The 13,698-nt window shown below is 72.6% G+C and carries 9 protein-coding genes and 1 pseudogene; 4 read left to right on the top strand and 6 right to left on the bottom strand.

Annotated elements, in window-relative coordinates:
- Positions 1–53: 53 nt before the first annotated feature.
- The 3 genes from MMB17_RS04745 to MMB17_RS04735 all read right to left on the bottom strand — a co-directional run bounded on the left by MMB17_RS04745 (position 54) and on the right by MMB17_RS04735 (position 3,352).
- Positions 54–1,208 (bottom strand): glycosyltransferase, encoded by a 1,155-nt coding sequence (locus MMB17_RS04745; RefSeq protein ID WP_241101253.1) that lies wholly within the window; start codon positions 1,206–1,208, stop codon positions 54–56.
- Between the two features lie 7 nt (positions 1,209–1,215).
- Complete coding sequence (locus tag MMB17_RS04740; protein WP_241101252.1) at positions 1,216–2,664, bottom strand: Hint domain-containing protein; 1,449 nt, start codon at positions 2,662–2,664, stop codon at positions 1,216–1,218.
- A gap of 283 nt (positions 2,665–2,947) precedes the next feature.
- Positions 2,948–3,352: a RidA family protein gene (locus MMB17_RS04735; protein WP_241101251.1), complete on the bottom strand. Its 405-nt coding sequence runs from the start codon at positions 3,350–3,352 to the stop codon at positions 2,948–2,950.
- A 272-nt stretch (positions 3,353–3,624) separates the two neighbouring features.
- Here MMB17_RS04735 and MMB17_RS04730 point away from each other — a divergent pair, with 272 nt between their 5' ends.
- From MMB17_RS04730 to MMB17_RS04710, 4 genes and pseudogenes are all read left to right on the top strand, one after another.
- The gene (locus tag MMB17_RS04730) at positions 3,625–4,536 is read left to right on the top strand and encodes an ABC transporter substrate-binding protein (RefSeq protein ID WP_241101250.1); all 912 of its coding nucleotides are present in this window, start codon (positions 3,625–3,627) and stop codon (positions 4,534–4,536) included.
- A gap of 67 nt (positions 4,537–4,603) precedes the next feature.
- A pseudogene (locus MMB17_RS25320) lies at positions 4,604–6,218 on the top strand (amino acid ABC transporter permease/ATP-binding protein).
- Positions 6,219–6,303: 85 nt separating this feature from the next.
- On the top strand, positions 6,304–7,563 hold the full coding sequence (locus MMB17_RS04715) for an acetamidase/formamidase family protein (RefSeq protein WP_241101248.1): 1,260 nt from the start codon (positions 6,304–6,306) through the stop codon (positions 7,561–7,563).
- A gap of 80 nt (positions 7,564–7,643) precedes the next feature.
- Positions 7,644–9,989, top strand: coding sequence for an acetamidase/formamidase family protein (locus MMB17_RS04710; RefSeq protein WP_241101247.1), 2,346 nt, complete (start codon positions 7,644–7,646; stop codon positions 9,987–9,989).
- Positions 9,990–10,046: 57 nt separating this feature from the next.
- Here the strand turns inward: MMB17_RS04710 and MMB17_RS04705 are convergent, their stop codons facing one another.
- Genes MMB17_RS04705 through MMB17_RS04695 form a run of 3 tightly spaced genes read right to left on the bottom strand, consistent with a single transcriptional unit; the run spans position 10,047 to position 13,625 of the window.
- Positions 10,047–10,982: an ABC transporter permease gene (locus MMB17_RS04705; RefSeq protein WP_238313915.1), complete on the bottom strand. Its 936-nt coding sequence runs from the start codon at positions 10,980–10,982 to the stop codon at positions 10,047–10,049.
- Between the two features lie 29 nt (positions 10,983–11,011).
- Positions 11,012–12,157, bottom strand: coding sequence for an ABC transporter permease (locus tag MMB17_RS04700; RefSeq protein WP_241101246.1), 1,146 nt, complete (start codon positions 12,155–12,157; stop codon positions 11,012–11,014).
- Positions 12,150–13,625 (bottom strand): ABC transporter ATP-binding protein, encoded by a 1,476-nt coding sequence (locus tag MMB17_RS04695; protein WP_241101245.1) that lies wholly within the window; start codon positions 13,623–13,625, stop codon positions 12,150–12,152. Before MMB17_RS04695 ends, MMB17_RS04700 begins: the two co-directional genes overlap by 8 nt.
- Positions 13,626–13,698 lie beyond the last annotated feature (73 nt).

The raw sequence follows: 13,698 nt of genomic DNA, 5'->3' as shown, positions 1-13,698 counted from the left end.
TCGGGCGAACGGCGCGGGAAACCGGCGCCGACCGGCCGGTCCGTCCCGCCTGTTCAGCCCCGCCCGCCCAGGCCCGTGCGGTCCGCCACGTCCGCGGCGTAGTCCGTCCAGTCGCGCAGCGGGCGGCCCCGGGCCTCGCCCGACAGCCGGTCGAGCAGGCCGGGCTCGCGGGCGAGGCGTCCCAGGCCGTCGGCGATGGCGGCCTCGCCGGCCATGTCCAGCATCAGCGTGCCCCCGCCCGGTGCCACCTCCGCCATCGCCGAGCCGGCATGGCACAGGCAGGGCCGTCCCAGCCACAGGCTCTCCAGGACGGGCAGCCCGAAACCCTCGTCGCAGGACGGATAGACGCTCGCGTGATGCGAGCGGTAGAGCGCCACCAGGGCGTCGTCGTCGACCCGCTCGGTGGCCTGCGCCTGCGGCAGGCCGGCCAGCAGGCCCTCGATCTCCGCATCCAGCGCCGCGGAAGCCCCCCGGCGCCCGACCAGCGTCAGCCGGATCGCCGCGCCATGGCTCCGCTGCGCCCGGTCGAGCGCCCGGAGCAGCCGCGGCAGGTTCTTGCGCGGCTCCCAGGTGGAGACGGCCAGGAGCCGCAACGGCTCGCCCGCCGCGCGGGGAGGGGGCGCCTCCCGCAGGCGCGGCCGGTCGGCGAATTGCGCCGGCAGCGGGACCACCCCGATCTCCGGCACCGGGAGCCCCTCGCCCTCCAGATAGGCGCGCAGATGGCCGGCCACGAGCCGGGTCGTCGCCAGGACGAGGTCGGCCCGGGCGAGCATGCGGAAGTAGCGGCGGTAGAGGAGGGTCTGGGCCGGGCTGTAGAGATGGGCGAGGCGGATCGGGATGAGGTCGTGCACGATCGCGGCGACCCGCAGGCCGCTGGCCCGCGCCAGCCGGATCGGGTCGATGTCCTCGCCGAGCAGGGTGCTCGGGATCTCGGGCAGGATCAGCCAGTCGCCGCCGGAGGCGGCCTCGCAGCGGTCCGGCCCGGCCGCGCCCGCATCGCCCAGGGGGCGCATCAGGCGCCGTCCCGCATCCCAGCCGACCGGCACGACGTCGAGGCCGCAGGCTTCGAGCCCCCGGGCCAGGCGGCGGGTGACGCGCTGGATGCCGGTCTCGAAGGGCTGCCGCGCGGTGGTGTCGCACCAGAACAGGACGGGGGGCGCAGGCGCCCCCCGCTCGGCTCGTCCCGCGACGGGCATGAGCCGGGTCATCGTCCGCTCAGGCCGCGACGGCGCTGAGGGTGGCGCGCTGGGCGGCGACCTGCGGCGCGATCCAGCGGGGCAGGGCGGCGCGGTGCAGGTCCAGCCAGAGCTGGAAGCTGCCCGTGCTGCCGGTCCACAGGCCCGAGGGGAGGCGAGCCCGGCCGGCGGTCCAGCGCCGGCGCTTGCCCTGGGGGCCCTCCATCTCGTGGAAGCCCAGGCACAGCAGCGGATCGTCCAGCGCCACGGCCCGCGGACCGTTCCAGCCGTCGTCGATGCGCAGGCCGGCGAGGCAGAGCCCGAGGGCGCGCCCGTCCTTGTGGCTCATCCCGAGATGGCGCGGCACGTTGGTCTGCGAGACCAGCCACACCTCCTTGGCGCCCGCCGGCACGACGAAGCGTGCGGTGAGGCCGCGGGTCTCCGGGTCGACGCGCCGGCCGTCCACGATGAGGTGCGCGTGGGCCCAGGCCTCCTCGTCGAGGCGCCAGCCCAGGGCGCGGGCGCGCGCGCAGAGCCGCTCGTGCACGAACTCGACCACGGCGCCGGTCTGATGGAACGGACGGCAGAAGTCGGCATGGGTGCGCTGGGCGGGATCCGCGTCGGGACCGGCGCCGAGATCGATCAGGACGCCGTTCGCCGCCTCGCCGCTGCGGCGGCCGAAGAAGGTCCGGTTGCCCATGTCGAGATAGCTCTCGGTGGCCTGGCCGTTGGCGACGAGGAGATCGTGGCTGTCGAGCTCGACATGCCAGTAGGTGACGCTCTCGACCTCTTCCTGGACGATGGTGGCGCCGTTGATGAGCGAGAAGGCCGGGACCAGGATCTCGCCGACGATGTCGAGGGCGATGGCGTGGCCCGGGGAGACGACGAGGTCCCGCGACGGCTGGTTCTCGCGCAGCGCGCCGGCCCGGATTCGCACCGGCATGGCGATCTCGGGCCGGGCATGGCGGCGCGGATCCATGGTGCGGTGGCCGAGCCACTTGACCGGGCGCTGCTCCCCAGAGGCCGTGACCACCAGGTCGCCGACCTGAAGGGACTCGACCGGCACCTCGCCGCGATCCGTCAGGATCTGCGTGCCTTCGGTGAAGCAGACGATGGTCGGGCTGTCGGGCGCGCTGACGTTCGTGGTGTCGACGGCGACGCCGACCTGGAGCGGCGGCAGGGGGGCGTTCCGCACCGCGACGGTGACGGGCGTGCCGATGCCGGCGGGCTCGACGCGGAAGTAATAGATCGCTTCCTGGGAGTTGGGGATCGCGGTGAAGCCGAGATAGCTTCCCTGCAGGCCGACGCCGGCAATGCCGACCAGGGTCGAATCGACGGTTACCGGCGAGCCGGGCAGATCGATGTTGCCGTTGATGGTGATCGACGCCGCGCCGCTGGCGAGGTTCGTTCCCGTGAAAGTATTTCCGAGAAGAAGTCCTGTTGAGGCTTGTCCGGCTCCGAATGTCTGGTTGACGAATGTCTCGGCCATTTGTGCATTCCCCTGGGCTTATGATTGCGCCGCAGAGGTTTTTCCCATCGCATTCGAGGCGATGTCTACGAGTGAAAAAACCAAAACATCTTTCGGTCTGCAACTGTATTGAATGGAATCCAGCTTCCCTTCACGCATGCTGGATTATGGAAAGGTCGCTCCACGCGTCAACGATTTGCGGCTTGATCGTTGCCGAGTTGCAACTGAGGGTTGTGTATCGGGGTCGGGAGGCCGCCACGGCCTCCCGGATCGATGGCGCGGGGGGGCGGGCGCGCGCGCCGGGTCAGGGGCGCCGGGCGACGAGATCGATCTCGATGCGGGCGTCGTAGGCGAGGCCCGTCACGCCGACGCAGGTGCGGGCGGGGCGGCGGTCGGCGGGGAAATAGCCCTGGTAGGTGGCGTTCATCGCCGCGTAGTCCTCGTCGAAGCGGGTCAGGTAGATCCGCACCATCACCACGTGCTCCAGGCCCAGGCCGAGCCCGGACAAGACAGTCTTCAGGTTCGCCATGACGTGATGGGTCTGCGCCTCGATCCCTTCGGGGAGTCGGCCGGGCGCCTCCGGCGTGTCCGGCATCTGGCCGGTGACGAAGACGAAGCCGTCCGTCTCCACGGCGTGGCTGAACGGCGCGACCGGCTTCGGCCCTCCCGGGACCATGTGGAACAGGAGGGCGGGGGCGGTCTTCGACATCGGGTCATCCTCGGCAGCGCGGCGAACGACGCCGCGCGGGGCCGGGGCAAGGCGCGAGCCATCCCGCCCCGGCCTGATCCGGCCTTCGACCCCGGTGCGGGGGCGGCGGCTGCTCATCCGATGGGCGCGCCCTGCCCGGAATCTGGCCCGGCCCGATCCAACAAACAGTGCGGCCACAGACAAGTCCGCCGCGGGCGCTTCGGTGACACTCCTGCCTCGGGACTCATGGCCGCGACGAGGCGGCGAGACGAGGGGAGTGTCCGGTGGCTTCCATGTTCGATCAATCCTGCGGCCAGCCCGTGGCAGGGGCCGCGACCTGGCTGAAGCGGGCCGTTCTCGGCGCGTTCGGCCTCGCCCTGGCGGCGGCCGCGCTCCCGGGGACGGCCGAGGCGGCGGCGCCGGAGGCCTGCGCGGCGCTCCAGGCCAAGTATCCCACCCTGAAGGGGAAGACGCTGGTCAACGCCATCAACCCGCACACGCCGGGCTACGAGACCATCGATCCCAAGGATCCGAGCAAGTACATCGGCTTCGACGTCGATCTCGGCGAGGCGATCGGCGAATGCCTCGGCTTCAGCCTGACCTACAAGCCGGTCACCTTCGCGTCGCTGCTCACCACCCTGCAGGCGGGGCAGGCCGACATCGTCATCTCGGACATCTACGCCACCAAGGAGCGCGCCAAGGCGGCGGACTTCATCACCTATCTCAAGGTGTTCGACGGCGTGCTGGTCGCCAAGGGCAACCCGAAGAAGATCGACGGCATCAACCTCTCGCTCTGCGGCGCGGTGGCCGCCGAGAACACGGGCTATGTCGAGGTGCCGCTGATCCAGGCCCTGGAGGCCGCGTGCAAGAAGGCCGGCAAGCCGGCGCCCGAGATCCAGCTCTACGACAACAACGCCAACTGCATCCAGGCGATCCTGGCCGGGCGCGCCGACACCTACATCAACGACGCCAACACCGTCGACGGCGCCGTGAAGGCCTATCCGGCCAAGCTCGACAAGGCGACGGCGGTGACGCTGCCCTATTCGGTGGGCATCGCCGTGCCGCGCGACAAGGTCGCCTTCCGCGACGCGGTCTTCGCGGCCCTGACCGAGATCCAGAAATCCGGCCTGCAGGCCGCGCTGATGAAGAAGTGGAACCTGCCCGCCGAGCAGCTCGAGGCGCCGACGCTCGTCCTCGCCGATTGAGGGCGTCCTTCGGGGCGGCCGGGCCGCGCGCGCCGGCCGCCCCCTCCTCGAAGCCGCGAACAGGCCGATGGATCCGTTCCTGCACTACCTCAGCATGCCCTACCTCCTGGAGGGCATCGGCTACACCCTTCTCATCACCGGGCTCGGCCTGCTGGGCGGGCTGGCGATGGGGCTCCTCCTCGCCGCGATGCAGCTCAGCCGCTTCAAGGCGCTGGCCGTCCTCGCCCGCGGCTACGCGATCGTCTTCCGCGGGACGCCGCTGATCCTGCAGATGGTGTTCTGCTACAACGCCCTGCCGCTGATCGGCATCAAGCTCTCCGCCATCGCCGCGGCCGGCCTCGCCCTCGCCCTCAACGAGGCGCCGTTCATCGCCGAGATCCTCCGCTCGAACGTGCTCGGGGTCGATCGCGGGCAGGTCAGCGCCGGCCAGGCCCTCGGCATGAAGCCGGCGGCCATCCTGCGCCGGATCATCGCCCCGCAGGCGATCCGCGCCATGGTGCCCGCCCTCGGCAACGAGACGGTCAGCGCCCTCAAGAACTCCTCGCTCGCCTCGGTCGTCGCGGTGCAGGAGCTGACGCTGCGCTCGACCCAGCTCGCCTCCGCGACCTTCGACTTCTTCTCGATCTTCTGCGCCTCGGGCCTGATGTATCTGGGGCTCACCGGGGCGGTCGCGCTCATCCAGGTCGGCGTCGAGCGGCTGCTCGACCTCGACCGGCCGCCGGCCCGGGAGCAGCTCGCCCGCCTCCGCGCGCCCTCCTGCCCGGGCGGGCGCCCCGCCGAGCGCGGCGGTGCCCGCGACGCCCGCCCCGGCGGCGGTTCCGCCGGCTCCGGCCGAGCCGCTGCCCGCCCTCCGGCGGCTCCGCCCCGGCGCGGACGGCCTCGACCGGGCGGCCCGGAGCGAGCGCCTGGCCGGCCACGCCACGGCCGTCGCGATCAGCGGCCTGCGCAAGCGCTACGGCGGCCACACCGTCCTCGACGGGGTCGACCTGAGCGTGCGTGCCGGCGAGGTCGTCGCCCTGCTCGGCCCGAGCGGATCCGGCAAGAGCACGCTCCTGCGCTGCATCAACCGCCTCGAGACCTGGGAGGAGGGCACGATCCGCGTCGGCGGCTGCTCCCTCGACGTGGACGAGCGCGGCCGCAGGCGGACGCCCCGGGCCATCGCCGAGATGCGGGCGAGCGTCGGCGTCGGCATGGTGTTCCAGCAGTTCAACCTGTTCGGCCATCTGACCGCCCGGGAGAACATCGCCGGCCCCCTGCGCTGGGTGCAGCGGCGCTCGCCCCGCGAGGCGGCCCGGCGGGCGCAGGAGCTGCTCGAGCGCGTCGGCCTCGCCCAGCGCGCCGACGCCCTGCCCCGCCATCTCTCCGGCGGCCAGCAGCAGCGCGTCGCCATCGCCCGCGCCGTCGCCCCGGGGCCGAGCGTGCTGCTCCTCGACGAGCCGACCTCCGCCCTCGACCCCGAGCTCGTCAGCGAGGTGCTCGAGGTGATCCGGCGCCTGGCCGTGGAGGAGGGGCTCGCCATGATCATCTCCACCCACCAGCTGCGCTTCGCCGGCGAGGTGGCCGACCGGATCGTGTTCCTCTCCGACGGCCGGATCGTCGAGGAGGGCCCGGCCGAGCGGGTGCTGGCGGCCCCCGCCCATCCCCTCACCGCCCGCTTCCTCCGCACCATGGACGCCGCCTGAGGGCCCACCCCGGACGCCCCGCGACGCCGCGCGCCCCAGTGGCCTCTCTCCCCATGCCCCGCGAGACCGTACCCAGCGAGATCCCATGACCGAGCACCGCCCCCCGCATCACCTGCCCGCCACGCCCGAGACCGTGCACTGGGGCTATTTCAGCCACACCCTGAAGCCCGTGCTCACCCTGAAATCCGGCGAGCGCGCCGTGATCGAGACGATCACGCACCACGCCAACGACGATCACGCGCGCATGATCGCCGGCGACCCGGCCGCGGAGGCGATCTTCCGCTGGACGAAGGAGACCAAGACCCTGCGCCGCCGCGGCGCCGGCGCGACGGAGCCCCCCTTCGGCGCCGGCTCCGGCGAGGGCCTGGGCGTGCATCTCCTGACGGGGCCCATCGCCATCGAGGGCGCGGAGCCCGGCGACATCATCGAGGTGCGGGTGATCGACATGTGGCCGCGCCCGAGCGCCAATCCCGCCTATGCCGGCCGCTTCTTCGGGTCCAACCCCTCCGCCAATTGGGGCTTCCAGTACAACGACCTGATCGAGGAGCCGAAGCCGCGCGAGGTGGTGACGATCTACGAGCTCGACATGGACGAGGCCTCGGTCAAGGCGCTCTATTCCTACCGCTGGACCCCCCAGACCGACCCGGACGGGATCGTCCACCCGACCATCGACTATCCCGGCGTGCCGGTCGACCACGCCACCGTCACCAAGCGGGAGAACGTCCTGCAGGGCATCCGGGTGCCGGCGCGGCTGCATTTCGGCACGATGGGTCTCGCCCCGGCCGAGGCGGATTTCGTCAGCACGATCCCGCCGAACTATACGGGGGGCAACATGGACGACTGGCGCATCGCCAAGGGCGCCCGGGTCTATTACCCGGTCGCGGTGGCGGGCGGGCTGTTCTCCTGCGGCGACGCCCATGCCGCGCAGGGAGACAGCGAGCTCTCCGGCACCGCCATCGAGATCTCGCTCACCGGCGAGTTCGAGTTCGTCCTGCACAAGAAGGGCGCGCTGGAGGGCACGATCCTCGAAGGGCTGAACCACCCGCTCCTCGAAACCGAGGCGCTCTGGTCGGTCTACGGCTTCAGCGTGCCCAACTACCTGACCGAGCTGGCGCCCGATCCGCAGGCGGAGATCCTCAAGCGCTCCAGCCTCGACGCGGCGATGCGCGACGCCTTCCGGAAGCTGCGCCGCTTCCTGATGACGGCCCACGGCCTGAGCGAGGACGAGGCGATCTCGCTCATGTCGGTCGCCGCGGACTTTTCCGTGACGCAGGTGGTCGACGCGAACTGGGGCGTGACCGGCTCGATCCCCAAGGCGGTCTTCGCCGGCCGCGCGGCGCGCTGAGGGGCCGCCCGGCCCGCGGGCCGGGCCTGGCCGGGGCACGATCCTTGCGGCCTCGCCCCGGCCATGCCGGGATCGTCACCATGAGCGCGCAGCCCTTCGCCAGCGAGTCCTATAGCGGACCCTCGCGGGACCGGGCCTGGCAGGAGGTTCTCGGCGGCTTCGCCCTGCGCTCCGTGGCGGCGCGCCCGCCGATCTCGGCCCATGCCTCCGCCCTGTTCCGCGCCTCCTCCCTCGGCCTGCGCCTCGGCACCCTCTCGGCCGAGCCGCAGGTCCTGCAGCCGGCCCATGGCGCCAGCGGCCCGCCCCTCCTGATCCTGCCGCAGGAGGGCGGCGGCCTGCTGCAGGCCGCCGAGGGCGACCGGATCCTCCGGTCGGGGCAGATGCTGCTCGGCCCCCGGGGCGGCGACTGGCAGCTCAGCTTCCAGCGTGGGCTGCACGCGATCGTGCTCGCGGCGCCGGCGGAGATGTTCCGGGGCCGCACGCTCGCCCTGCAGAACCTGTCGCGGCCCCATATCCTCGACCGGGAGGGCGTGTCCGGGATTCTGGCGAAGGCGGCGGAGGCCGCGGCCGGCACCCTCGACCGCCTCTCCGAGATGGCGTGGGAGACCGTGGCCCAGAGCGCCGCGGAGCTGCTTCTGGCCCTCGCGACGGAGCGCGCCTCGGAGGCGGCCGACGCCTCGTCGAGCCGGGTCGCCCTGTTGCAGCGTCTCTACGCCACCATCGAGCGGCGGCTCGGCGCGGCGAGCCTCTCGGTGGCCGAGATCGCCCAGAGCGAGGGCATCTCCGAGCGCTACGTGCAGAAGCTGTTCGAGGGCAGCGGGGACAGTTTCAGCCAGTACCTGCGCGAGCGGCGCCTGCAGCGCGCCTGGCATGATCTGGTCGATCCCGCCTGCGGCGCCGTGTCGATCTCCGAGATCGCCTATCGCTACGGCTTCTCCGATTCCGCCCATTTCAGCCGCCTGTTCCGGGAGCGCTTCGGGCTGCCGCCCCGGGAGCTGCGGCGGCGCGAGGCGGAGCAGGAGCGGGCGGCGGGCGCGGCGCCGAACGTTCAGCGCGGCTGGCCGCAACAGGCCCTCGCCCGTCTGCGCGCCCGCCCGGCCCGCGGAGAGGACGAGGCGCCGGGCGCCGCCGCCCGGCCCATGCGCCGGGAGGGGGCGGCCCGCACGCCGGGGCACCATCACCTGGCCGTCGATGCCGGCACCGTGCACTGGGGCTATTTCAGCCGGTCGCTCAAGCCGGTCCTGGCGATCGAATCCGGCGATCTCGTCACCGTCGAGACCCTGACCCAGCACGCCTCCGACGACCCGGAACGGATGATCCGCGGGGATGCGGGCGCGGAGAACGTGTTCCGCTGGACGGCGACCGAGAAGGCCGTCAACCGCCGCGGCGCCGGCCCCCTCGACGCCTCGGTGCTCGGGCGGGGCGCCGGCGAGGGCTTCGGCGTCCATATCTGCACCGGGCCGATCGCGGTGCGCGGCGCCGAGCCCGGCGACGTGCTCGAGGTCCGGATCGTCGACATCGCCCCGCGGCGCTCGCAGAACCCGGCCTATGCCGGCCGCGTCTTCGGCAGCAGCGTCGCCGCCTGGTGGGGCTACCATTACGGCGAGTTTCTCAGCGAGCCCCGGCCCCGCGAGACGGTGACGATCTACGAGATCTTCCCGGACGGGGACGCGCCCCATGCCCGGGCGGTCCATGCCTTCCGCTGGGAGCCGCAGACCGATCCGAACGGCGTGCGCCACGCGCTCTACGACTATCCCGGCGTGCCGGTGGATCCGGCCACGGTGACGCGGCGCAGGCCGGTGCTCTCGGGCATCCGGATCCCGCTGCGGCCGCATTTCGGCGTGATCGCGGTGGCGCCGCGGGAGGCGGATCTCGTCGATTCCGTGCCGCCCGCCTATTTCGGCGGAAACCTCGACAATTGGCGCCTCGGGAAGGGGGCGGCCGTCTACCTGCCGGTCTCGGTCGCCGGCGCGCTCCTCTCCGTGGGCGACCCCCATGCGGCCCAGGGGGACGGGGAATTGTCGGGCACGGCGATCGAGTGCTCGATGACTGGGACCTTCCGGGTGGTCCTGCACAAGAGGGCCGACACCGGCGGCACGCCCCTCGGCGACCTGACCTACCCGCTGATCGAGACCCCCGAGCACTGGGTGCTGACCGGCTTCAGCCACCCGAACTACCTCGCCGAGTTCGGCGCCCACGGCCAGAGCGACGTCTACAGCAAGTCGTCCCTCGACCTCGCCATGCGCGACGCCTTCCGCAAGGTGCGCCGCTTCCTGATGGCGAACATGAACCTCGACGAGGACGAGGCCATCGCCCTGATGTCGGCGGCCGTCGATTTCGGGATCACGCAGGTCGTCGACGGGAACTGGGGCGTGCACGCGATGATCGACAAGGCCATGTTCCGGGGGCCGCAGGGCGCGCCCTGAGCCCCCGGAGGCGGCCCCGGGCGCTCCCTTCGGCGCGCCCGTCTCTCGGCTCCGGCCCTATCGGTCTTCGCGCAGGTGAGGTGTTCCGAGGGCTCTTGGTTCGGTGTTGTTGGATTGGGCTTTGAGGCAGGTCCAGATCATGACGCCGAGGGTGGCGAGATAGGGGATCATGGCGATGAAGTACTGGGGGACCTGGATGCCGACCGCGGCGATCCGGGGGATCAGGGCTTCGATGGCGCCGAACAGCAGGGCGCCGGCCAGGGCGCGCCAGGGCTGCCAGCGGGCGAAGATGACGAGGGCGACGGCGATCCAGCCGCGTCCGCCGGTCATGCCCTCGACCCAGATCCGGGCGATGCCCACGGAGAGGTAGCCTCCGGCCAGGCCGACCAGGGCGGCGCCGGCGGCGACCGCGCCGTAGCGCGTGGCCGACACGCCGATGCCGGCGGCGTCCGCCGCGTCGGGTCCGTCGCCGACGGCGCGCAGGCGCAGCCCGGTCAGGGTGCGGGCCAGGAACCAGGCGACGAGGCCGAAGGCGGGCACGGTCAGGAACACCACCGCGTCCTGGCGGAACAGCACCGGGCCGATCCCGGGCAGGTCGGAGAGCGGGACGAGGGAGAGGCTGCGCAGGCCCTCCACCGGCCGGTTGACCCAGCCCTGGCTGGTGCCGATCAGCCCGGTCAGGCCCTGGGCCAGGAACACGAAGCTCAGCCCGGCGATGACCTGGTTGACCCGCAGGCTCACCACCAGCACGGCGTAGAGCAGGGACAGGAGCGCGGCGGCCAGGGCGGAGACCAGCAGGGCCGGCATCGGCGCCGCCCCCAGCCCGAGGATGGCGCCGATGCCGGCCAGCGCCCCCACCAGCATGAAGCCCTCCGCCCCGAGCGCGAGCACGCCGGCCTTCTCCATCAGCAGCATGCCCAGGGCGGCCAGGGCGAAGGGCACGGCGAAGCCCGGCACCGCGGCGAGCCAGTCGAGCAGGAAGTCGAGGAACATCGGGACGGCTCTTTCTCAGTCGATCCAGCTCAGTCGATCCAGCGCAGCCGGTGGCGGATGAAGAAGTCCGAGGCCGCCACGCACAGGACGATCACCGCCTGGACGAGCTGCACCGCGGAGCTGGGGATCTGGTAGAAGACCTGCAGGCTCTGGCCGGCCACGAACAGGGTGCCGACGGCGAAGGCCACCACCAGCACGGCCAGGGGATTGTTGCGGGCCAGGAAGGCGATCAGGATCCCGGAGAAGCCGTAGCCGACGGCGAAGGACTGGGTGAGCCGGTGCTCGACGCCGGCGCAGATCGCGAAGCCCGCCACTCCGGCGAGTGCCCCCGAGAGCAGGGTGGCGGCCAGCAGCACCCGGGTCATGGGCAGGCCCTGGGCCTGGCCCAGGCGCGGATTGGCCTCGGCGACGCGCATCAGGAAGCCGAAGCGGCTCACGTCGATCAGCCACCAGCCGGCCAGCAGCAGGACCAGGGCCAGCGGCAGGGCGGCGGTGAGGTTCTGCCAGCCGAGATCGGCCAGGCGCTCGGCCGGCCCGAACAGGGCCGAGTTGGGGAAGTTGCTCTCGGGGTCGCGCCAGGGGCCGTAGAGCAGGTGCAGCAGGCCGTTGAGGGCGACGTAGTTCAGAAGCAGCGTCGAGATGATCTCGTTGAGCCCGAGGCGCAGGCGCAGCAGCGTCGGCCCGAGCATCCACAGGGCGCCCCCGAGGGCGGCGGCCAGCCCCATCAGCCCCAGGCGCAGGGGGGCCGGGCCGAGATCGGCCAGGGCCACCGCGGTGGCGGCGACGGCGCCGCTGATCATCTGGCCCTCGATGCCGATGTTCCAGAAGCGCACCCGGAAGGCCAGGGCCGCGGCCAGCCCGACGATGGCCAGCGGCGCGGCCTGGGTGAGCACCGCCGCGAAGCTCTCCGGGCTGGTGACGACCGAGACCACGAATTCCTGGGCGAGCTCGGACAGGCCGACGCCGGAGGCCATCAGGATCGCGGCGGCGCAGGCCAGCCCCGCCAGGAGCCCGCCGGACAGCGCCGCCGCCTGCAGCCAGCCGGGGGCGTGCTGGCGGATCTCGACCGCCAGGCGGCGGGTACGGCGCCTCGGAGCCTCGGGGTTCGGCCTCGAAGCCGGCTTCGAGGCCGGCGGGGGCGTCAGGAGCATGGCGGAAGGCGCGGTGTCAGGCATGGTGCACCATGGCGGCCCCCACCGCGTTGCGGTCGGCGGGCGTGTCGAACTCGGCGACGATCCGCCCGCGGCTCATCACCCCGATGCGGTCGGACAGGAGCAGGACCTCGTCGAGATCCTCGCTGATCAGGAGGATGGCCGCGCCCGCGTCCCGGGCCGCGCGCAGGCGCTGGTGCACCGCGCCGGCGGCGCGCACGTCCAGGCCCCGGGACGGGCTGTGGGCCAGCACCGCGCGGGGCGGGCGCGCGAACTCGCGCGCCACCACCAGCTTCTGCGCGTTGCCCCCCGAGAGCAGGCTCGCCTTCTGGCGCGGGGCGCGCACGCCGTGGATGTCGAAGGCCGACACCGCCGCCTGCGTGGCCGCGCGCATCGCCTTGCGGTCGAGCCGCAGCCAGCTGCCGAACCGGCCCGACAGCACCCCGCCCACCGCGTAGTTCTCCGCCACCGACAGGCTGCCCGCCAGCCCGTAGGCGGAGCGGTCGGCCGGGATCGCGGCCAGGCCCAGCGCCCGGCGCAGCCCGGCATCCCCCGCGCACAGGTCGCCCCCGCCCTCCAGCTCGATGCTGCCCGAGAGCGGCTTGCGCACCCCCATCAGGATCTCGGCCAGCTCCGTCTGGCCGTTCCCGCCGACCCCGGCGATCCCGTAGATCTCCCCCGCCCGCACCACCAGCGTGGCGTCCGACAGCATCGTCAGCCCGTCCGCCCGCGCCCCCGACAGCCCGGCGATGCGCAGCATCGGCTTGCCGATCGCCGGCGCCGGGGCCCGCTCCCGTGCCACCGGCGCCCCCACCACCAGCGCGGTGAGCTCGGACAGCGACAGGCTGTCGGGATCCGCGCTCGCCACCGTGCGGCCCCCACGCATCACCGTCACCCGGTCGGCGTGCCGCTTCACCTCGCCCAACTTGTGCGTGACCAGGATCACCGTACGGCCCTCGTCGGCCAGGCGCCGCATGGTCAGGAGCATCTGCTCCGCCTCGCGGTCGGTCAGCACGGCGGTCGGCTCGTCCAGGATCAGGATCCGCGCCCCCTCGACCAGCACCTTCAGGATCTCGACCCGCTGCTGCTCGGCCACCGACAGCAGCCCGACCGGCCGATCGAGGGGCACGGCGAAGCCCAGCGCTTCGCAATGCCCGCGCACCGCCGTCTCCACCGCGGCCAGACCCCGCCCGTAGGACGGGCCGCCGCAGGCCAGCAGGATGTTCTCGAGCGCGGTGAAGGCTTTGACCAGCTTGTAGTGCTGGTGCACCATCCCGATGCCGCGCCGCTTGGCCGAGAGCGGCCCGTCGAGCACCACCGCCTCGCCCCCGATCCGGATCTCCCCCGCATCCGGGCGGTACAGCCCGATCGCCACGTTCATCAGCGTCGACTTGCCCGCCCCGTTCTCACCCAGCAGGGCGTGCACCTCCCCCGCATGCGCCGAAAAACCCGCCTCCGACAGCGCCGCGAAGCCGTCGAACGACTTCGACACCCCCGTCAGGCAGAGAGCGGGCGACGCCCCACACGAACCGCTCATCGAAAACACCAAAATCCGTCGAAGAGAA

It is taken from the genome of Methylobacterium organophilum, from assembly GCF_022533465.1.
Classification (GTDB): Bacteria; Pseudomonadota; Alphaproteobacteria; order Rhizobiales; family Beijerinckiaceae; genus Methylobacterium; species Methylobacterium organophilum.
The sequence above is the reverse complement of the archived record's forward strand: the minus strand, read 5'-3'. Positions and strand labels throughout refer to the sequence as shown.